General features: G+C 66.5%; 21 protein-coding genes. 1 reads left to right on the top strand and 20 read right to left on the bottom strand.

Features of this window, described 5'->3' with window-relative positions:
* Positions 1-139: 139 nt before the first annotated feature.
* The 20 genes from BQ7388_RS06165 to BQ7388_RS06270 form a co-directional block, all read right to left on the bottom strand.
* On the bottom strand, positions 140-409 hold the full coding sequence (locus BQ7388_RS06165) for a EutN/CcmL family microcompartment protein (protein WP_062530921.1): 270 nt from the start codon (positions 407-409) through the stop codon (positions 140-142).
* Complete coding sequence (locus BQ7388_RS06170; protein ID WP_062530919.1) at positions 396-701, bottom strand: BMC domain-containing protein; 306 nt, start codon at positions 699-701, stop codon at positions 396-398. Before BQ7388_RS06170 ends, BQ7388_RS06165 begins: the two co-directional genes overlap by 14 nt.
* Positions 694-1542: an ethanolamine utilization protein EutJ gene (eutJ, locus tag BQ7388_RS06175; RefSeq protein ID WP_072500027.1), complete on the bottom strand. Its 849-nt coding sequence runs from the start codon at positions 1540-1542 to the stop codon at positions 694-696. Before eutJ ends, BQ7388_RS06170 begins: the two co-directional genes overlap by 8 nt.
* Before the next feature lie 3 nt (positions 1543-1545).
* A complete protein-coding gene (locus BQ7388_RS06180) occupies positions 1546-2160 on the bottom strand; it encodes a hypothetical protein (RefSeq protein ID WP_072500028.1) in 615 nt (204 codons plus the stop codon).
* 56 nt (positions 2161-2216) lie between these two features.
* Positions 2217-3161: a choline TMA-lyase-activating enzyme gene (gene cutD, locus BQ7388_RS06185; RefSeq protein WP_072500029.1), complete on the bottom strand. Its 945-nt coding sequence runs from the start codon at positions 3159-3161 to the stop codon at positions 2217-2219.
* A gap of 66 nt (positions 3162-3227) precedes the next feature.
* Positions 3228-5774 (bottom strand): choline trimethylamine-lyase, encoded by a 2547-nt coding sequence (gene cutC, locus BQ7388_RS06190; protein ID WP_062530912.1) that lies wholly within the window; start codon positions 5772-5774, stop codon positions 3228-3230.
* 2 nt (positions 5775-5776) lie between these two features.
* Complete coding sequence (locus BQ7388_RS06195; protein WP_062530910.1) at positions 5777-7315, bottom strand: aldehyde dehydrogenase family protein; 1539 nt, start codon at positions 7313-7315, stop codon at positions 5777-5779.
* Between the two features lie 1115 nt (positions 7316-8430).
* On the bottom strand, positions 8431-9180 hold the full coding sequence (locus BQ7388_RS06210) for a type 1 glutamine amidotransferase (protein ID WP_062530903.1): 750 nt from the start codon (positions 9178-9180) through the stop codon (positions 8431-8433).
* The gene (locus tag BQ7388_RS06215) at positions 9177-10529 is read right to left on the bottom strand and encodes a MurT ligase domain-containing protein (RefSeq protein ID WP_072500030.1); all 1353 of its coding nucleotides are present in this window, start codon (positions 10527-10529) and stop codon (positions 9177-9179) included. Before BQ7388_RS06215 ends, BQ7388_RS06210 begins: the two co-directional genes overlap by 4 nt.
* Positions 10529-11131, bottom strand: coding sequence for an Asp23/Gls24 family envelope stress response protein (locus BQ7388_RS06220; protein ID WP_407668481.1), 603 nt, complete (start codon positions 11129-11131; stop codon positions 10529-10531). The genes BQ7388_RS06215 and BQ7388_RS06220 overlap by 1 nt, the downstream gene beginning before the upstream one ends.
* 48 nt (positions 11132-11179) lie before the next feature.
* On the bottom strand, positions 11180-11548 hold the full coding sequence (locus tag BQ7388_RS12975; RefSeq protein WP_009278952.1) for a DUF2273 domain-containing protein: 369 nt from the start codon (positions 11546-11548) through the stop codon (positions 11180-11182).
* Positions 11549-11551: 3 nt separating this feature from the next.
* Positions 11552-12313, bottom strand: a complete 762-nt coding sequence (amaP, locus tag BQ7388_RS11970; RefSeq protein WP_072500031.1) for an alkaline shock response membrane anchor protein AmaP — start codon at positions 12311-12313, stop codon at positions 11552-11554.
* A 148-nt stretch (positions 12314-12461) separates the two neighbouring features.
* Entirely contained in the window at positions 12462-12830 is a 369-nt protein-coding gene (locus BQ7388_RS06235; protein WP_072500032.1) for an arsenate reductase family protein, read from the bottom strand.
* Between the two features lie 39 nt (positions 12831-12869).
* Positions 12870-13391, bottom strand: a complete 522-nt coding sequence (locus BQ7388_RS06240; RefSeq protein WP_159430801.1) for a DUF454 family protein — start codon at positions 13389-13391, stop codon at positions 12870-12872.
* A gap of 145 nt (positions 13392-13536) precedes the next feature.
* Entirely contained in the window at positions 13537-14502 is a 966-nt protein-coding gene (locus BQ7388_RS06245) for a bile acid:sodium symporter family protein (protein ID WP_072500033.1), read from the bottom strand.
* A 119-nt stretch (positions 14503-14621) separates the two neighbouring features.
* Entirely contained in the window at positions 14622-14984 is a 363-nt protein-coding gene (locus tag BQ7388_RS06250; protein ID WP_062530890.1) for a hypothetical protein, read from the bottom strand.
* A gap of 22 nt (positions 14985-15006) precedes the next feature.
* Positions 15007-15858, bottom strand: coding sequence for a PTS system mannose/fructose/sorbose family transporter subunit IID (locus BQ7388_RS06255; RefSeq protein WP_062530889.1), 852 nt, complete (start codon positions 15856-15858; stop codon positions 15007-15009).
* A gap of 2 nt (positions 15859-15860) precedes the next feature.
* Positions 15861-16724, bottom strand: coding sequence for a PTS mannose/fructose/sorbose/N-acetylgalactosamine transporter subunit IIC (locus BQ7388_RS06260; RefSeq protein WP_062530887.1), 864 nt, complete (start codon positions 16722-16724; stop codon positions 15861-15863).
* Positions 16725-16762: 38 nt separating this feature from the next.
* Positions 16763-17260 carry a PTS sugar transporter subunit IIB gene (locus BQ7388_RS06265; protein ID WP_009278944.1) on the bottom strand — a complete coding sequence of 166 codons (498 nt, stop codon included), beginning with the start codon at positions 17258-17260 and terminating at the stop codon, positions 16763-16765.
* Positions 17261-17288: 28 nt separating this feature from the next.
* Positions 17289-17720: a PTS sugar transporter subunit IIA gene (locus BQ7388_RS06270; RefSeq protein ID WP_072500034.1), complete on the bottom strand. Its 432-nt coding sequence runs from the start codon at positions 17718-17720 to the stop codon at positions 17289-17291.
* A gap of 285 nt (positions 17721-18005) precedes the next feature.
* Between BQ7388_RS06270 and BQ7388_RS06275 the strand changes: the two genes are divergently transcribed.
* Positions 18006-18842, top strand: a complete 837-nt coding sequence (locus BQ7388_RS06275; protein ID WP_072500035.1) for a Cof-type HAD-IIB family hydrolase — start codon at positions 18006-18008, stop codon at positions 18840-18842.
* Positions 18843-18870: the final 28 nt, after the last annotated feature.

Raw genomic sequence — 18870 nt, forward strand, 5'->3', positions numbered from 1 at the left:
TCTCGCCCCTCTCCCTTGCGACGTCGCGCGCCTGGGCGGTCACGATGGTGTTCTCGTCCACGACGAGGTTCTCGTGGCGCTCCGCCGCAGCCACGACCTCCCGAGCGCTGATCAGCCTCTTCATCCTTTCCTCCCTTCCCTAAAGACTCACGTCTTCGTCGATGATCCCTACGATTACCGCGTCGACCGGCGCGTTCCTCTGGAACTCGTCCCTCACGAAGTGGTAGGCGGCCGCACCGGTGGTGACTATGACCCTATCCCCCACCCCTGCGCTGATCGTGTCCACGCAGATGAGCTGGGAGCCCACCTCCCCTCCCGCAAGCACCTCGACGCGCATGAGCTTCATGCCGCTGAGTTCGTCGTACTTGCGGGTGGCCCAAATCGAGCCGACGAGCCTACCGACGATCATGGGTGCCGTCACCTCCGCCGCGGATCTTCTCCAGGCATTCCATGACCTCCGCCGTCTCGCCCGCGATGGCGAGCATCACCATGTTCTGCGGGCAGGAGCCCCTCACGTCGGTCACGGTCACCCCCGCCGTCTTCTCGGCGATGTCACTCGCGACCACCATCTCGATGAGCTTGCCCTGCACCAGCCCCACCGCCGCCGGACGGAAGTCCTCGCCCCAGCGGGCGCCGCTCCTCTGGCGGATGATCTGCATGGTCCCCTCGGCGGGGGCCCTGATGACCCTCACGTCAAGCATCCCGGCGCTCCCTTGCCTTGAGCGCGCAGCCGAGCGCGATGCCCATGGGGGTGACGAACATGGGGTGGCTGGGCTTGTGGACCTCCATGCCCAGGCGGCTCGCCACACGCCCCTCGATGCCGGAGAGCTCGGCGGTGCCACCCACCAGGACGACCTCGGGAACGTCGTAGTCCTCGCAGGCGCGCTGGATGATGGTGGTCACCTTGTCGATGGTGGGAGCAACGATGGGAAGGACCTCCGCGTGGTGCTCGGGAGCCCTCTTGTACAGCTCCGCGTCATCGAAGCTCATGCCCTTGGCGCCCGCGAGCACGAGGGAGAAGTGGGTTCCTCCCGTGGACTCGTCAACGCACCTCACGACCTCCCCATCCCTGAAGACCGAGATGCCCGTGGTCCCGCCTCCGATGTCGACGACGGCGCCGTTCTGCACGCCCAGGAGGAGGTTTGCCGCCGTGGGCTCGTCGAAGACGGCCGTGCACTCGAGGCCGCAGCTCTCTGCGACGTTTCGCACGACGCCTCCGTCCAGCGACTCGGTCTGGGGAGGGATGGCCACCGCGCACTCCCCCAGCTCAACTCCCAGCTCGGACTCGACCTGCTCCTTGAGGCCCCGCGCTATGTCGCAGGCGCCGACGTAGTCGACCACCATGCCGTCACGCACCACGCCGGCGAACTGGTACTTGCAGTCGACGGGGCCGCCGTCCTCGTCCAGGACGACGAGCACGATGAAGGCGGTTCCCAGGTCAAGCCCACAGTAGAGGCGCTTGCCGGCCCGAGGGGCCCTGGGCTCGTCCACGCAGGAGAGCAGCTCCTCCAGCCTCCTGTTTGCCGCATCGAAGTCTGACATTGGCTACACCTCCCTTCCCGCTCGCTCCACGGACGCCCGCAGCGTCTCGCACATCCCTGACAGCTCCCTCAGCCAGGCGGCTATGACCCGTGCCTCCTGCGGCCCCGCCCCCTCCTGGGCCCGCCCCCACGCGTGGGCGAAGCGGCCCAGCTGGGCATGCGCGCACGACATCTCGAAGTAGACGGGATGCACGCCGGCGTCGAAGGGGGGAGCCGGGGCCTGGGGCGGCAGCTCCGGGGCGGTCGCATCCCCTTCCCCGCCGAGGACCAGGTCCTGGGGCGACCCCGCCACCTGCCAGCGTCGTCCCAGGGACTCCGCCTCGCGGGCCACGGAGTTGTCGACCCCCAGGGACCTGCGGGCGAGGAGTCGCAGCCCCGCCCCCAGGAGGTTCGCGTCGTGCACGAGCGCGCCAAGCTCGCAGCCGTCCTCTGTGCCCCTCGGAGCCCCGACGGAGCCAGCCTCGGCGCGCGGCGACGCCTCCGGCCCGAAGGCGATCCTGAAGTCGATCAGGAACTGCCGTGCTCCCGGAGTGAGGCGAGAGCCCTCGGGCAGCTCATAGCGCCCGAAGGGGGCGGCGGCAAACGCCTTGCGGAGCTCGTCCTCGGTCACGTAGTGCATTTCTTCCTCCTCCCTGTGCCTTCGGCCCCAGACTCCGGGGCATACGTTCCTTTGGGCTAGTGCCTCACGAGGTTCACCTTGAAGTCGGCGTCCTCGATCCAAGACTCCACGCGGTTGAGGTCCTCGTCCGTGAGCGACGGGTCGTCCTTGATCTCGTAGTCGCGGCCGAGCGACGCGTACTTCCCAACGCCCAGCTTGTGGTACGGGAGGAGGTCGACGCCGTCGAAGTTCTTCTGGTAGCGATAGGGCTTGAAGAAGGCGATCACCGCGTCGACCTCCTCCTTGGAGTCGTTCACCCCCTTGAGCAGGGGCATGCGCACGCGGACGTTGAAGCCGTTCTCGAGGAGCTCCCTCACGTTCGAGAGGATCTGCTCGTTGTTGACGCCCGTCCAGAACTTGTGCTTGACCGGGTCCATCTGCTTGATGTCGAAGAGGAAGAGGTCAACATAGCGGGCGACCTTGAGGATGGTCTCCGTAGGCGCGTATCCGCAGGTCTCGATGGCGGTGTGGTAGCCGCGGGCCTTGGAGGCCATGAGGATGGCGAGCGTGGCCTCGCTCTGGGCGAGCACCTCTCCGCCCGAGAGGGTGATGCCGCCGCCCGACATCCTGTAGAAGTCCTTGTCCTCGTCGAAGAACTCCACGATCTCGTCCACCGACCTGTCGTCGCCCATGACCTGCAGGGCGCTGTACATGCAGGCACGCTCGCACTGGCGGCAGCCGATGCACTGCACCCCGTGGTCGACGACGTGCGATCCGTCGACCATCTTGTGCACTCCGACGGGGCAGACGGCGACGCAGGCGCCGCAGTTGGCGCAGTTGGCGCTCTTGAACATGACCTCGTGCGCGCGCAGCTGGCTCTCTGGGTTCGAACACCACTTGCAGCGCAGGGGACAACCCTTGAGGAAGGCCATGGACCGCACGCCGGGCCCGTCGTACATGTTGTACTTCTGAAGGTTGAAGACGCGTGCCTTGCGCTCCACGCTTCCCTGCTCATGGCTCATTGCGGTCTCTCCCTTCTCCCTGACGTGCCGCGGCGTGCGGCTGGCCTGATTGGCGAACCTTGGCTCCTAGAACCTGGTGAGCATCGTGCGGCTGATGATCTCGTCCTGGACGTCCTTGCAGAGCTCGTTGAAGAAGGCGGAGTACCCCGCGACGCGGACCACGAGGTCGCGGTGCTTCTCGGGATGCTGCTGGGCGTCGATGAGCGTCTTGTTGTCCAGGTAGTTGAACTGCATCTCTCCGTTTCCGAACATGGAGGCGGTGCGCAGCAGCGTGATGAGACCGTTCTCGCCCTCGGGAGTGTCGAGTAGTCCGCTCATGAGTTTGAAGTTGTGCACCATGCCGATGTTCATGGAGTCGTTGGAGAGCTTGGAGACGGACTTGATGATGGCGGTGGGGCCCTTGTGGTCGGCGCCCTGGGTGGGGCTGATGCCGTCGGACAGCGGGGTCCATGCGTTGCGGCCGTTCGCGGTGGCGCCGGTCATCTCGCCGAAGGGCGTGTTGTTGGAGATGGAGAGGGTGCCCGTGGACATGTGCGAGTACAGCGTCTTGAAGTCGAGGTGGATGCGCTCGGTGTAGTCGATGATGTCGGCCGCGATGCTGTCGGCGTAGTCGTCGTCGTTGCCGTACTTGGGGGCGTCCAGGCAGTCCTGCCTCATCTGCTCGAAGCCCGCGAAGTCTGCCTTGAGCCCCTCGAAGAGCTCGCCGAGGGTGTACTTGTGGTCGTCGAACACGAGCTTCTTGATTGCCGCCATGGAGTCGGCATAGGTCGCAAGGCCCGTCCACACGACGCCGGGGCCGTAGTTGTACATGGCGCCACCGGACGAGACGTCCTTGCCGCTCTCCATACAGCCCTCGTACATGATGGACATGAGGGGCTTGGGAGCCACGTCGCGCGCGACGCGCTGCGAGATGACTGTGGCGACGTCGGTCCACTTGGTCACGTAGTAGATGGTCTTCTTGACCGCCTCGTCGAACTCCTCGAAGGTCTTGTACTGCGAGGGGTCGCCGAGGTCTGGCGTGACCTGCTTGCCGTACCACAGGGGGACGCCGTGGTTGAGCGTGAGCTCGATGCAGATGGGCCACTGGGTGTAGGAGGTGGAGGTCCACTGGTAGAGGCGGCCGGACTTCTGCGGCTCGACGCAGCCCATCATACAGTAGTCGCGCGCGTCCTCGACCGAGACGCCCTTGGCGAGCATCATCTTGATGTGGGTGTCGTCGAAGTGACAGGCGGGGAAGCCCATGCCGGAGCGCACGATGTCGACGATCTTGCGCATGTACTTCTCGGGCGACTTGTTGTGGATGCGGCAGGCGATGGAGGGCTGGTAGACCTTCACGTGGCGCACGGCGTCCATGAGGACGTAGGTGAGCTCGTTGGTGGCGTCGTGCCCCTGGCGGGTGACTCCGCCCAGCGTCATGTTGACGAAGGGCTGGTAGCCGGCGAAGAACTCGGACTGCCCGCGAGAGGTGACCCACATCATCTCGCTCATCTTGATGAGCATGCAGCCGGCGATGTCGAAGGCCTGGTACGGGGTGAGGCGTCCCGCCTCGATGTCAGCCTTGTAGAAGGGATACATGTACTGGTCGACGCGGCCGAGTGACATGCCGGTCTGGTTCTCCTCGACCGGAAGCAGGCTCTCGATGACGAAGACGGACTGCACCGCCTCCCAGAAGGTGCTGGGCTTGTGGGCGGGAACGTGCGAGAGGATCGTCGAGATCTGCTCGAGCTCGGCCTTGCGCTTGGCGTCGTGGCAGGCGGAGGCAAGCTCGTGGGCGTAGTCGCTCATGCGCTTGGCGTAAGTCATGACGCCCTCGGTGGTGTCGATGACCGACTTGTAGAAGTAGATCTTGTCGAGGTCGTCGGGGTTGGCGTAGTCCAGATGGGCGAGATGCTCCTTCGCCTCGTTCTGGATGTCGATCATGCCCTTCTTCATGAGGATGACGTCATAGCCGGGGTTGGAGTCGCCGCCGCCGCTCATGGCGTGGTAGGAGCAGTCAGAGACGAAGGACTCGCCGGAGAGCTCCCACACCCCCGCCTCGCGGTACTGGTCCTCGCAGACCTCGTCCTGGGACTTGCCCTCCCAGAAGGGGAAGAGGACCTCGCGGCAATACTGCTTGTCCTCCTCCGAGATGTAGAAGGGGTCCTGGGGGCGGTCACCGATGGTGTCGAGCTCGTCGCGCAGCCAGCGCCAGGCGAGGTCGGGCGAGAACGCGCCCGCTCGCGGCGCGCCGCAGGGAGCTCCCACCACGAGCTCGTCGTCCTGGATGACCAGAGGGGCGGTCTCGCAGCAGCGGCGGAAGGCCTTGGCGCGCAGCTCGATCTTGGGCATGCCCGGGTTGGCCTTCATGGTCTCGGTGACCGCGCGGGCGCGGTGCATGGTGATGGTGGGGACCTGCTTGAGGAAGTTGTCCTTCAGGCGAAGCTGGCGGTCGGTGGGGCCGTCGGGCACGTCGTAGGGATCGTGCGAGCCGGCAGTGGCCGCGTGCCCCTCGGACAGCGGCACCTCGAGCTGGTCGGCCACCTTCTCGAACATGCGGCGAACGGTGGCGCGCTGCTCGTCAGACATGTCCTTGGTCGCCTCGGAAAGCTCCTTCGCGAACTCCTTGATGTCCATTCTCACTCCTCCACGAAATCGTTCTTCATTGCTTGCACCACGCCAGAGAACCAGTCCTGCGGCTCCTTGCCTGACCCTGCGGCGACCTCCCGCCGCGTTCCGCCCGGCCCGTCGGGGTCGGGAAGGCGAACCTTGATGACGACGGGCGTGTGGTCGCATGACCCCGCCTTGTCGAGAAGGGCCCGCTCGGCCTCCCCGCCCGATATGCCCACCTGGCGCCTTCGTACGAAGTCCTCGTAGGTGACGCCGAGCCTGGACGTGGTGGCACTGTTCCAGCCCGTCACCGTGAGCGTCTTGGGAAGGTCGCTGTGGCAGCCGATGCATCCCAGCGCGGTGCTCACGTTCACGAGGACCCTGCCGACGGGCTTCTTGAGGATGAACTGGCGAATGACCTCTGGGTCCTTCGAGAAGATGGCGAGGGCGTTCCCGCTCCCGCTGCCCAGGATCAGCTCTATGCACTTCTCGCAGGCGTGGCGCCAGTCGTCCTCGACGAAGTACGAGAGCACGGGCCCGAACTTCGCCCTCGAGAAGAGGCTCCCCTCGCTCACGTAGGGCCTCTCCACGACCAGGACCTTGGTGGACTCGGGGACCTCGACGTCAGCCCGACGGGCGAGGTCGAAGGCGCTCTTGCCGATGAGCTCGCGGTAGGGGCGGCCGTCGGGCATGAAGAGGGACGAGACGAGCCGCTCCGCCTCCTCGTCGCTCAGGAAGTGGCAGCCGCGACGGCGCAGCTCTTCCTGGAAGCGTGTGTCGACGGCGCGCTCCACCACGACGCTCTGCTCGGCTCCAGGGAGCATGCCGTAGCAGTACGACTTGCCCAGCACCACCTCGTCCGCGCAGGCGCTCAGGTCTGCCGTGGACTCCACGAACACGGGGTTGTTGCCCAGCGTCGCGAAGTAGACGTCCTTGCCTGCGGCGTCGAAGCGCCGGGGGTCCGAGCCGTCCTCGCGCGAGTCGATGACCACGCGCACGCAGGGCTGGGAGCAGACCCACTCCTCGCCCTCGGGGCAGAAGATGCTCAGGTACCCGAGCGCCTCGGCGGGATAGTGGCAGAACTCGGCGATCTTGAGCACGTCTCCCATGACCATCGCGCAGGTCTCGTGCACGCGCGCGCTCGCCGAGAACACGACGGGGCTCTTGGAGCGCACCGCCATGACGAGCTGGCTCAGCATGGTGGGTACCGAGAGCCAGTCGGGGAGCAGCGAGACGACGACGCCCTTGGGAAGGCAGACCTCCGCCGAGCCGTTGCTGGAGCGGACGATCCTCTGCACGGGCGTCTGGGCGCTGACCTCCCCCAGAAGGTCGGTGAGGACCCACTTCGTGAGGCCCGCCTCGTCCTCGGGAGAGCAGTAGTCGCTCTCTGCGAAGGCTTCCTCCGCGTACTCCCCCGCCTTGGGGAGCAGTCCCTCCCGCAGGTGCTGGAGGAAGTCGTCGACCAGCGTGCCCGGGAGCCCCTCGAGGACCTCCGCGGAGTCCGCGGCACGCTCCAGGAGGATGCGCGCCTCCTGGATGGAGAGAAGGTCGTTGTCGATGAGAGACATGGGCACCCCATTAGTAGGGCAGGAGCTTCTCGACGGTGTACTTGTCGGTGATCTTCTTGGGGCTGGGGTGGGGGCGGGCGATCACGACGGAGCTGTAGACCTCCGCCCCCAGGNCGGCTTGGTCTTGAGCGTGCGACCGAAGTCGGCGAGCTTGCCCTGGGCAGCGGTGATGATGAGCGCCCAGACCGCGCTGATGCTGTCGTTGAGCGTGGAGGCGATGGCGGGGAGGATGAACACGGCGAGGAAGCTTCCCGCGGTGACGGTGGTCGCCCACCCCACCCATGCTCCCGTGTTCTGTGCGGCCGTGATGAAGGCCGTGTAGAAGCCATACAGAAGACCCGAGAACAGAGCGACCAGGATTCCCTTCTTGAAGAAGTTCTGGTCGAGCTGCCTCTTCTTCTCTGCTGCCAGCGAGTCGCTGGCGACCGTCGTGGATCCCTCAGCCATTCCCCCCACCCTTCCAGAATCGATTCGTCACATACCGCTCCTTGCGCACGTGGCAAGGAGCCGCCGCACCAATGCGTTCGGCGGTAATTGGGACTCGTTTTAGGGATTGCCCCTTGGGGAAGGTCAAGGGCTCTTGCGCGGCACGTTCAAACGGAACGGGCCAAGGGGGTGAGCGGCGTAAATTCATTGGCAAGCGGCAGGGTTTCCTACCTTTCTTTTCCTCGCCTTAAAAATGCTCGTCGCTCACAAGCATTTTTTTGTGCACGACGGGCGGCTGTTGCGTATATGCTGCAGTCTTGCTCGTAATTTCCCCGGCACACGCTCATGGATCACGTCCGTGCTGGTAGACGCAGGTTCGCCCTGTCGTCTCAAGCAGCTTTCCCATCGTGTCAGACTTTGGGAGAAATCTTGGATAGTCCCTTGCGGTCACCACGCACGCCATCGAAAAAACTGCATCGAATTACACTGCAATGCATGCGTCGAGCGGGATGCGAGGCCCCCACGCACCAACGGCGCGAGCCGCAGGACGGCCGCCGTCCAGACGTCTGGGACGACGGACGTCCTGTCGGTACGTGCCTGCGTGCCTCCCCGCGCGTGCGTCCCGCCATTCCGATTCCGGCGGCGCGTCGCCTCGTGTCGCAAGCGTCTATCCGCCTGCGGCCCGTCGGTCACATCCTTGGTGTCGCGTGGGCCAGCATGCGATCGAGCATCACCTGATTGGCGGCGAGCTCCTCCGAGTCGTCGAGCGGCTCCAGCTCCGCCGTGCCGTACCTGCGCTCCAGGGCGCGCAGGAGGAGGTGGTCGGCAACCCCGGGGTTCTTGGGCAGCAGCGGCCCATGCACGTAGGTGCCCACGACGTTCTTGTAGAGGCAGCCTTCGAAGCCGCTCTTCCCATCGTTGCCGAAGCCGCTCACCACCTCGCCCAGGGGTTCGACGCCGGGTCCCAGGTGGGTCCTGCCCCCATGGTTCTCGTAGCCCACGATGGGCTGGGGGCTGATGCGGCTGCGCACCGCCACGTTGCCGATGAGCCGGGGGGTGGCGCGGGTCGTCTCGAGGTCGACGAGCGAGAGACCCTCGACCTTCTCGCCCCCCATCTCGTAGCTGTGGCCGAGGAGCTGGTAGCCACCGCAGACCGCCGCGAGGACCCCGCCGTCCTCGATGAACGACTCGAGCTCCGCACGCTGGTCGAGCAGGCGCTCGCACACGATGCGCTGTTCGCGGTCGGTTCCCCCTCCTATGAACACCATGTCGAAGTCGACGAGGCTCGGCCTGTCGCCCATGTGCACCTCGGTGATGCCGCAGCCAAGGCCGCGCCAGGCAAGGCGGCGTCGCAGCACGAGCATGTTGCCCGAGTCTCCATAGAGGTTGAGGAGCTCGGGGAAGAGGTGCGCGATGCGCACGCCATGCGCATGGCTCATCGGCGCCCACCCTGCCTTTCCAGCTCCTCCTTGGCAGGGAAGAGCGCTGAGTAGTTTGCCAGCACGTAGAGAGGGCGGTCGGTCGGCACCCCAGAGAGCCTGCCCACCACCTCCGAGACGCTCTCGCAGACCTGGGCGTCGATTCCCGCGTACTTCATGCGGACCTGCACGTCGTTCGCCCGCGTGCCACCGGCGAAGACGAGTGGCGCGCGTCCGCCCTCCACCATCCGTTCGAAGTCGACGTCCCAGATCCACGAGACGTCCGTCCCGTCGTTGGCGTTGTCGTTCACCAGGACGAAGAGGGCCTTCTCGCGCTCGTCCTGCTCGAGCAGGCTCAGGTTCTGGTTGAGCCCGGCAGGATTCTTCGCCAGGTTGAGGACGACCTCCCTGCCGCCCACCTCGAAGCGCTGGAGGCGGCCGTTCTCGGGATGGTAGCCGTCGAGGGTCCTCTGGAAGTCGGCGACGTCCACGCCAAGAAGGCTCGTCGCGGCGAAGGCGGCCAGGAGGTTGTAGACCATGTAGGTGCCACCGAAGCCCGCGCTGACGCGGGAGCCCGGGGCAACGCCCGGACCAGAGACGTCGAACGACACCCCCTCGCGCCCGACCTCGACGCCGGTGGCCACGAAGTCGAGCGTCGGCCGCGCGAAGTCGCCGTTGGGACAACGGAACGCACCAAGCTGGGCATAGCTGCGGTAGAGGTACTCGAGCTCCGCGCCGCACACCTGGCAGAAGCGCGCCTCGGGCACCCTGTCCTGGCGAAGTCCAAGGTCCTCCCCTATGCCAAACGAGAGGACCCTCGTGCCGCCCGCTGCGGCCCTCATGGCAACGCTCACGCACAGGGGGTCGTCCCCGTTCACGACCAGGGTGGTGCCCGAGGACCCGAGCAGGGCCCGGACGATGGTGTCCTGGACGCGGTCTATCTCTCCCGCGCGGTCGAGCTGGTCCCGGAACAGGTTGAGGAGGACGAGGTAGTCAGGCCTCAGCTGGGGGAGGATGTGCACGGTCGAGAGCTCGTCGGCCTCCATGACCGCGAAGTCGGCCTCCCTGCCGGGCAGGAGGGCCGAGACGACGCCGGGCGCCATGTTGGCGCCGACGCGGTTGCAGAGCACCACGTTGCCCGCCCCCTCGAGCGCCGCGGCGATCACGTTGTTGGTCGTGGTCTTGCCGTTGGTCCCGCAGACGACGACGGAGGCGCGCCTGGCCTTGCGGGCAAGCTCCCCCATGAGCTGGGGGTCTATGGCCAGGGCGAGCCTCCCTGGAAGCTGGGAGGCGTTGCGGTGGAGCACGCTCGAGAGGCCCCAGTGGGCGAGCCTGCCCGCGCCCGTGGCAAGGGCGCTTCTGACCGACACTAGCGCCCGTCCTCTTCCGTCGCCTCGGCAACGGCGTCCTGGCGGGACTCCTCGGACTTGCTGGCGGCATACTCCTCGGGCGTGAGAACGTCCTCGATGCGCAGGTTGACCCCCGCGACCTCCAGTCCCGTCATGCCCGTCACCTGCTTGACCACGGTGCGCTTGACGTCCTCGAACACCTGGGGCGCGTAGGCGCCGTACTCGATCAGCACCGAGATGTTCACGCGCACGGCCGAGTCCGGCGTGACCTCGACGGTCACCCCCTTGCGCGCGTCGCTGGCGCCCAGCACGTCCTGGATGCGGTTGAGCCACCCGCCCTTCATCCCAATGACACCGGGCACGTCGCGCATCGAGATGGCGACGATCTTCTCGATCACGCCGTTCGAGAAGGTGAGGGAGTCCTCCGAGTCGAGGTCCTCGTCCTCCCCCGCCAGCTGTACGGCCTGGCCCTCGGCCGGCCCCTCGTCTGCGGGGACGACCTCGGTGGCAATCGGCTCCACGGGCGCGGACGCCTCGTCGGCCTCGCCTGCGGGGGTTCCCCCCGCCAGGTCAACGACCTCCTCGGCGATGGCGTCGGGCTTCTGGGTCTTGGGTTCGGACATGGCTGTCTCCTCTCGGATGCCTGTGCTGGTCAATGGGGGTTCGTCACGTTAGCCCTGGTTGCCCCTCAGGACGCGCTTGATGGCGTCGAGCGCCCGGGTGTCGCCATCGAGGCTCTGCCCGACCACCACTCCGACGGCCACGCAGAGCGCGACGAAGAGGGCCCTCCACAGCCCCAGGGCAAAGACGAGGACCGCGACGCAGAGGCCGGCGAGCCCTCCCACGACCGCTCGCTCGTGCCCCCTTGCCATCCGTCGCAGCGAACTTCTGAGCTCGCGCGCGGAGGTCTCCTCATTGGGGCCCTGGCCTGTGCGCACCTCGGGCGAGAGGTCTCCCTCCTCCCCATTGGGAGTACCTTTCACCTGCGGCTCCTCGTCGCTCGCATCCTCTATTGCGAGCCGTGGCCTCTTCTCTGCCATGGGCTACCCCTCCCTCGGGACGGACGGTGCGTCCTCGTTCCCATGGGCCGCGCGGCCCATGGGAACCGTGATCTCTGACGTGTCGCCCGAGTCGGCGGGCGTGGGGTCGGCAGACCGATGCGCCAGGGCGTCCTGCCCAAGGTCCGTCTTGGCCACCGTGACGGCACCCATCGGCTCGGGCTCCGCCGGCGGCTCGAGGGACGGCTCGGCTGCGATGGCCCGGGCATCCGCGAGCTCGGGCTCGCTCTGGTACTCGCTCGCGTCGAGGAACTCCAAGTCTATAGAGTCGACGTTGTCCCCGCAGACGACGCGCAGCCCGGACGCGAGCCTCTCGTGGAGGTCGGACCCGGCCTGTGCCACGTCAACCGTGTGCACGGGCTGGACGCGCGCGGCCACGCTGACCTTCCCGCGCCTGCCGATCCGCACGTCGACCCTCTTGGCCCTGAGGAGGTCCCCCTCCTCGATGACGTGGGTTGCCTGGGAGGCGATCGCGTCGCGGGTCACGCTCACGTGGTCGGATCCCTCGCGCGCGACCTCGACCGTCGGACGACGGTGCTGGGCGAAGATGGAGCGAAGCAGGAAGAGGAGGAGACCGCCGGCAAGGACCGCGGCCATGCCCTCCACGACGTAGTAGTAGACGTCGACACCCATGAGGGCCGTCGCCTCGCGAGTCCAGGGACCCCACCAGGGCAGCACCAGCGCGGCCAGGGCGAGTAGCCCGGCCAGCGAGAACACGAACAGGCACAAGCGCTTCATGATGCCCATGAGCCAACACCCCTCCCTCGGGCGCCACCCTGCCGTGGCGCAGACGTCAGCTCAGAGGATAGCGCAGGGACGAGGCGGGGCGGACATGGAGTCGGCGCGCCACGCACCCCGCACGACAAAAGGCGGGCACGGGCCGTGCCAGGCATCCCTAGAGGAGGCGGCCCTCCCACTCCCGCTCGCGAAAGCCGACGAGCGCGAAGCCGTCGCCCACCACGAGGGGCCTCCGCACCAGCATGCCGCTCGTGGCGAGAAGCCCGTAGCACTCCTCGTCCGTCATTCCGGCGTTGAGCCGAGCCCTCACGCCCTGCTCGCGGTAGAGCGTGCCGCTGGTGTTGAAGATCCTGCGGATGGGAAGGCCGCTCAGGCGATGCCAGGCGGCAAGCTCCTCCGCGCTGGGGTTGTCCCGCACGATGTCCCTGAGCTCGTACGGGATGCCGTGGTCGTCGAGCCACCCCAGGGCCCTCTTGCAGGTCGAGCAGCGCGGGTGGCAAAGGACCAGCAGGTCACGCTTGGACATGGGTCCCTCCCTTGGACGTTGGCCCGTGGTGGCGTGACGCTAGCGCCCGCCGCCCTTGATCGTAGCCTCGGGGTCGCGCACGTACAGGTAGAGGTAGCACCAGCTGACGACCCATGCGAGCGACACGACGATGCGAAGCCCCCAGCGGACGTAGCGCGCGATGGGCAGGACGAGCGAGGAGGCCAGGAGCAGCGCCATCCCCACCGAGATTCTCGTCATTACGACGTCCTTGCGACGGTGCGCCATGACGGGACGCCTCGCCTTTTCCTGGGGCTCGTTGAGCTTCTCGATGAGCCAGCGGTAGATCCTGGTCGACCTGAGGAAGCGCCCGAAGGACGGGAAGGCGTGCGAGAGCGATATCGCGGCGAGCACCCAGAAGGGGATGGCGGGCAGCACCGGGAAGATCGCCCCTATGACGGCAAGGACCACGCACGCCACGGTGGCAAGCAGATAGAGCGCCCGCTCGGCAGGGGTGGGGGGCTCGTCCTCGTCGAAGTCCAGGTCGAGGAAGGGGTAGCGGTTACCGCTCCTCTTGCGCGCGCGTCGTGCCTCGACGCGCATACTGACGCCACCGAGCTTCCTCTTGCCTCGTGCCTTCATTCACCACCGCCCGTCACAGAGGGCGCCCCCTTGGGCGCGAACTCCCCCATCCTATCCAAGCGGTGGCGGAGAGGTGTGAAGTTCCCACGCATTCCCGCGGGCGTGGCTACGCCTCCGGGGAGGGCTCCCCCTCGCCACCGAAGCGACGCCCGAGGAGGGAACCGAAGGCGGCGGCGAGGAACTGCTGGAACAGCGTCCCCATCATGACGGGAAACATGACGGCCGGGCCAAAGAAGCGCTCTGCGATGACGGCACCGGCGCTGATGTTGCGCAGCCCGCAGTCGAAGGTGAGCGTCACCGCCTGGGGCCTCCCCAGCCCCATCAGCTTCCCCAGCAGGAGCCCGATGACGAACCCCGCGCTGGCGAAGCAGCCGACGAAGAGCATGATCCCCAGCAGGCACGGGCTCAGGTGCAGCATGTAGTCGGATATTCCCGTGGAGTTCGCCGCGATGATGAGGACGAGGATCACCCTGCAGGCAGGGGAAAGCGCGGGCGAGAGGACCTCGCCTCCCCAGCCGTGGCTCAGCTGGTTGACGGCCATCCCGGCCAGGGCGGGCAGCGCGATCATGAGGAGCATCTCCTGCATCATGGCCAGCGGGTCCATACTCACGGTCGCGCCCACCAGAACGGAGAGCGTGAGCGGGATGCTGAGCGGCGAGAGGAGCGTGGAGGCCATGAGCGTCGCCAGGCCGAGCGTCACGTCCCCCTCGAAGAGGCCGACCCACATGATGGAGACGACCCCGATGGGGACGCTGTACTCGAGCACGAGGCCGCAGGTGGTCTGGGGGTCCCGAAAGATCGCCTGGCCGAGCGCGCAGGCGACCGCCGGCATGGCGACCGAGGTCACCAGGAGGGCGACGATGAGGGGAAGCGGCCTCCTCAGGCAGGCGAGGAGGTCGTCGAAGCCGCTCGTGAGGGAGCCTTGGAAGGTCATGAGCGCGAACAGCGCCGGCACCACGGGGTTGAGGCGGGAGAACACTCCCGGCAGGAAGATGCCTCCCGCAAGGCAGAAGGGCACGATGTAGATCATATGCCCTGCGATGAACCTGCCAAAGGCCTGCCACCTAGCCATGCGACGCCCCTCTCCACGGAGGAACATCCTACGCCAAGCGTCGGCGCGCACCGCGAAGAGAGGGGCAGCCCGCAACCTTCCGGTCACGGGCCGCCCCGTCTGCCAAGCATCGGTCTGGGCTACGCGTAGCGCCTGCTGGAGCTCTTGGGGTCGATGGGGACCTTGCCGTGCTCCGACTCGTAGGCCTCTATCATGCGGTCCACGTTGCGCTTGGCGTTGCGGATGCCCAGGTGGAGCACCACTGACGCAGGCACGGAAAGGACGAGGAGGGCTATTCCCGCCACGCCCGCCCGCCTGTCTCCGGCCCCGTAGAAGCCCCATCCCACGAGGATGGCACCAACCGCCAGGCCAGAGTAGGCAAGGCGCTTCCAGGTCTCCAGGCGCATGATCGCCTGGGTCTGCAGCTCCGCCTCCCTGAGCAGGGCGTCGCGCGCGGGAGCGCGCCCACCCCTCCGTGACTGCCTGCCGTCCGCCTTCGCCATCTGCGCTCCCAGCCGCCCGCGCCTAGTAGGAGAGGCCGGGGTTGAAGATGGAGGTGTTGATGCCAGGGATCGTGATGCAGCCCACGAGTGCGACGATGACCAGGATCAGCATGACGATGGTCGGCGAGATCTTCTTCTTGGTCATGAGCCACCAGCACAGCCAGACGAAGAAGAAGTTCAGGGCCTTGGGCATGATGCCGTCAAGCGTGTTCTGAAGCGCGAAGGAGGAGTCCGCGCCGAACTCGACCGCGAAGGAGGTCGAGATGTTGATCCACGTCGCCGCGACGGCGCCGATGACCATGGTGCCCACCATGACGATGGAGCTGCGCAGGGCCGCGGACTGGGGACCGACGAGGGCCTCGACCGCCGAGCCGCCCAGGGAGTAGCCCTGGTTGTAGGCGAACTTCATGCCGAAGTACATGAGCACGTTCCAGGCGACGATGTAGAAGATCGGGCCCAGGGGGTTGCCGCCGGTGGAGAGGCCCAGGGCGATGCCCAGCAGGATGGGGATGAAGGTGCCGACGATGATGGAGTCGCCGAGGCCCGCGAGCGGGCCCATCAGTCCGGCGCGGATGCCGTTGATGGTCTCGGCGTCCATGGGCTCGCCGTTGGCGCGCGCCTCCTCGAGGCCGACGGTCAGGCCGACAACCATGGTGCCGATCTGGGGCTCGGTGTTGAAGAAGGTGGTGTAGGTGCGCAGCGCCTCGACCTTCTCGTCGTCGCTCTCGTACAGCTCGTCGACGATGGGAAGCATGGCCCACAGGTAGCCGAAGGTCTGCATGTGCTCCTGCGAGAAGCAGGTCAGGTTGCCGTAGATCCAGTGGAGGAACGACGCCTTGCGCGCGGACTCGGAGGTCTTCTTGAGCTCTGCCATGATTAGATGTCCTCCTCATCGTCGTCGTCGACCGACGCCGCCTGGGCAGCCAGAGCCGGGCGGTTGGTCTTGACGGACTGGATCTCGAAGTTGATAAGTGCGAAGAAGACGGCGATGATGGCGGACGCGATGAGGTTGCAGCCCATGACCGCGGCGAGCAGGAAGCCCACAGCGAAGGTGACCCAGTCAAGCGGCTTGGTGATGACCTGCTTGCAGAGGATGCCGACGCCGACTGCGGGGAGCAGCGAGCCCACGGTGAAGAGGGTCTTCATCGCGAGGCCATCCATGGGGAGGTACTCCTTCATGAGGTCGACCATCGTGGGGCCTGCCATGCAGATGACCACGGTGGGGATGAAGGAGAACAGGATGTGGGAGACCCAGGGGAGCACCGTCTCGACCATGGGGATGGTCTTCTTGATGTTGTCCCACCTGCCACCCTCGACGGCCTTCCAGCCGATGCCCTGCCACACGAGGTTGAGGGTCGCGGTGCCATAGAAGAGGACGGTTCCCAGGGTGCCGACTGCGGCGCCCAGGGCGGCGGCGAGGCCGGTGGCGGCGTCGGACGAGGGGTCGAGGCCCTGCGCCGAGATTGAGAGCATGGCCAGCGGGATGCCGATGTAGGTCACGGCGCGCACGTCGGCCGAGACGGTCCCGCCGGGGGTCACGAGCGCGATGTAGACGACCTGGATGGCGGCGCCGACGATGATGCCGAGCTGCAGGTTGCCCAGGATGATGCCCACGACGAGGCCACCCACGAGGGGACGGCCCAGGGTGTAGTTGCCGATGGTCGTGCCACCCATGCCCGGAAGGGATGCGAGGCACGCGAAGATTCCAAGCAAGACGGCTTGGAAGATGCTGATCGTCATAGTCAAACCCACCTTCCCAGTAGTGGTTCGCGCCAGCGCTAGTGGACGTCGAACTGGCCGCGGAACTTGGGCCAGTCACCAATGGACACGTCGGGAAGCAGGGCGAACTTGACCTCGTAGCCAGCCTTGGCCATGTCCTCGAAGGCCTGGGCCTCCTCGGCGGTGATGGACTGGTTGTTGCCCAGCTTGGTGGTGCCGGGACGGTCGTTGCAGGGTCCGACGACGACGCTCTTGACGTCGGAGGGGACGAACTTCTCGTCGACGAGGATCCTCTTCATGTCGAGGGGGTTCTTCGTGATGAGGAAGTAGCGCGACGCCGAGGAGAGGACCGTGTCCTTCTTCTCGAGGAAGTGCTCCATCGTCCAGACGAAGATCTTCTTGTCTGGCGCGGCGCCCTTGTAGGCGGCCTTGAGCACGGAGTTGCTCGCGGCCACGTCGTTGACGGCGATGATGCCGTCGCAGGGCCGCTCGAGGGCCCAGCGCGTGACCGTCTGACCGTGGATCATGCGGTCGTCAATGCGAACGAACGAAATCATTTCCACTCCTCTTGTCTGCCTGCATTGCCTACAGGTCGTCCTCGTCCTCGTCCTCGACCTGCAGCTGAATCTCCCTGACCGCCTCCTTACCGTCGTTCAGGATGCTCGCCTTGAGCGCGGCATCGTCGAGTCCGTCGTCGAAGCCCATGAGGGCGGCTATCGCCATGGCGAGGTTGAGCCCGCCAAAGGCCACGGTGTTGCCGAGGAGCCCGGCCTCGGTGAGGGTGTTGAGGGCGTTGGTGAGGGGCGAGCCGCCCATGATGTCTCCCAGGACCACGACCGAGTCCTCCGGCCTGATGGGGGCGATCGTCTGCCGCACGCCCTCGACGTAGGCATCTGCGCCGACGCCGTCCTCCATGCTGTGGGCGAGCACGTCCTCGCGCGGCCCCAGCAGCATGTCGATGACGCTCTTCACCCCAGGCGCCATCGTTCCGTGGCTTACCATGAGCAGATACCTCATAGGACCTCTCCCTTCGCGTCGTCCGCGCTACGGGGTGCGGCTGGGACTGCTGGCTCGCAGTGGGTCGACCAAGCCGGTGACCTAGTGCAGACATGCCAATACAATCTCACCAAGTATACACAATTCTGCCAAAGAGCCTCCATAAGTTTGCGTTTTTGCTAATGCTCGGAACAGCATGCGGGCACCGGCCGAAAAGGTCCGGGAATGGCGAGGGGGGACTCTCCCCTTCCGCCGCGGTGAGTGGCGTGGGATACAATCCATGCAGTGCCGAACAAGGAGGGACGCATGTACAAGATCGTTGCCAGCGACATGGATGACACCTTCCTCGCGAGCGACCACACCATCCCCGCGGCGAACGTCGACGCCGTGCGCCGCCTGCGCGAGCTGGGCTGCCTCTTCGTCCCCTCCTCCGGGCGCGCCTACGGCTCGATCATGGAGTCCCTGCATGCGCTTCCCTCGGACCTCCTCGAGGGCTCCTACGTCATCTCGTACAACGGGGGCTGCATCACCCGCGTGGGGGACGACGCGCCGCTCTCGTCGCACTCCCTCCCCTTCGAGCGCGTGCGCGCCCTCTTCGAGTACGGCCTCGAGCAGGCGGGGCTAAGCTTCCACGTCTACGAGCTGGGCGGGAAGGTGTGGACCTATCGCCTGCAGCAGGACGAGCGGGACTATCTCGAGGGCCACATGGGCCACGAGGAGCTGCGGGAGGGGTCGATCGACTTCCTGCGCGACGTGCCCCTGGCGAAGATCCTCTACTGCCTCCCCGACGGCCTGTCCGAGCTGCACCGCATCCTCGACCAGATGCCGCGCGAGCTCTGGGAGGGGACCCTGCCCACCTTCTCGAGCCACCGCTACCTCGAGTTCAACCCCGAGGGCGTGGACAAGGGGGCCGGCCTCAGGAGGCTGGCGGAGCTGCTCGGCGTGAGCACAGAGCAGACCATAGGCTGCGGGGACTCCCTGAACGACCTGGCCATGATTCGTGCCGCCGGGGTGGGCGTGGCCGTAGCCAACGCCAGCGACGGCATCGAGCTCGAGGCCGACTACCACGCCCGCTCGACCAACGACGACGGCGTCATCGCCGAGGTCGTGCGCGAGCTGGTGGAGCCCGCGGCCCGGAGCTAAGGGCCCAGCACCAAAGAGCCCCACATAT

The sequence above is a fragment of the Olsenella phocaeensis genome (assembly GCF_900120385.1).
Taxonomy (GTDB): domain Bacteria; phylum Actinomycetota; class Coriobacteriia; order Coriobacteriales; family Atopobiaceae; genus Olsenella_I; species Olsenella_I phocaeensis.

What these genes read in the sequence shown, in the direction of transcription:
- BQ7388_RS06245 (WP_072500033.1), bottom strand. Translation starts at nt 14,502, where the DNA reads ATGGCTAGGTGGCAGGCCTTTGGCAGGTTCATCGCAGGGCATATGATC.
- BQ7388_RS06165 (WP_062530921.1), bottom strand. Translation starts at nt 409, where the DNA reads ATGATCGTCGGTAGGCTCGTCGGCTCGATTTGGGCCACCCGCAAGTAC.
- BQ7388_RS06235 (WP_072500032.1), bottom strand. Translation starts at nt 12,830, where the DNA reads ATGTCCAAGCGTGACCTGCTGGTCCTTTGCCACCCGCGCTGCTCGACC.
- BQ7388_RS06195 (WP_062530910.1), bottom strand. Translation starts at nt 7,315, where the DNA reads ATGTCTCTCATCGACAACGACCTTCTCTCCATCCAGGAGGCGCGCATC.
- BQ7388_RS06210 (WP_062530903.1), bottom strand. Translation starts at nt 9,180, where the DNA reads ATGAGCCATGCGCATGGCGTGCGCATCGCGCACCTCTTCCCCGAGCTC.
- BQ7388_RS06270 (WP_072500034.1), bottom strand. Translation starts at nt 17,720, where the DNA reads ATGAGGTATCTGCTCATGGTAAGCCACGGAACGATGGCGCCTGGGGTG.
- BQ7388_RS06180 (WP_072500028.1), bottom strand. Translation starts at nt 2,160, where the DNA reads ATGCACTACGTGACCGAGGACGAGCTCCGCAAGGCGTTTGCCGCCGCC.
- BQ7388_RS06255 (WP_062530889.1), bottom strand. Translation starts at nt 15,858, where the DNA reads ATGGCAGAGCTCAAGAAGACCTCCGAGTCCGCGCGCAAGGCGTCGTTC.
- BQ7388_RS06220 (WP_407668481.1), bottom strand. Translation starts at nt 11,131, where the DNA reads ATGTCCGAACCCAAGACCCAGAAGCCCGACGCCATCGCCGAGGAGGTC.
- BQ7388_RS06265 (WP_009278944.1), bottom strand. Translation starts at nt 17,260, where the DNA reads ATGATTTCGTTCGTTCGCATTGACGACCGCATGATCCACGGTCAGACG.
- BQ7388_RS06275 (WP_072500035.1), top strand. Translation starts at nt 18,006, where the DNA reads ATGTACAAGATCGTTGCCAGCGACATGGATGACACCTTCCTCGCGAGC.
- eutJ (WP_072500027.1), bottom strand. Translation starts at nt 1,542, where the DNA reads ATGTCAGACTTCGATGCGGCAAACAGGAGGCTGGAGGAGCTGCTCTCC.
- BQ7388_RS12975 (WP_009278952.1), bottom strand. Translation starts at nt 11,548, where the DNA reads ATGGCAGAGAAGAGGCCACGGCTCGCAATAGAGGATGCGAGCGACGAG.
- amaP (WP_072500031.1), bottom strand. Translation starts at nt 12,313, where the DNA reads ATGGGCATCATGAAGCGCTTGTGCCTGTTCGTGTTCTCGCTGGCCGGG.
- BQ7388_RS06240 (WP_159430801.1), bottom strand. Translation starts at nt 13,391, where the DNA reads ATGCGCGTCGAGGCACGACGCGCGCGCAAGAGGAGCGGTAACCGCTAC.
- cutC (WP_062530912.1), bottom strand. Translation starts at nt 5,774, where the DNA reads ATGGACATCAAGGAGTTCGCGAAGGAGCTTTCCGAGGCGACCAAGGAC.
- BQ7388_RS06250 (WP_062530890.1), bottom strand. Translation starts at nt 14,984, where the DNA reads ATGGCGAAGGCGGACGGCAGGCAGTCACGGAGGGGTGGGCGCGCTCCC.
- BQ7388_RS06260 (WP_062530887.1), bottom strand. Translation starts at nt 16,724, where the DNA reads ATGACGATCAGCATCTTCCAAGCCGTCTTGCTTGGAATCTTCGCGTGC.
- BQ7388_RS06170 (WP_062530919.1), bottom strand. Translation starts at nt 701, where the DNA reads ATGCTTGACGTGAGGGTCATCAGGGCCCCCGCCGAGGGGACCATGCAG.
- cutD (WP_072500029.1), bottom strand. Translation starts at nt 3,161, where the DNA reads ATGAGCCATGAGCAGGGAAGCGTGGAGCGCAAGGCACGCGTCTTCAAC.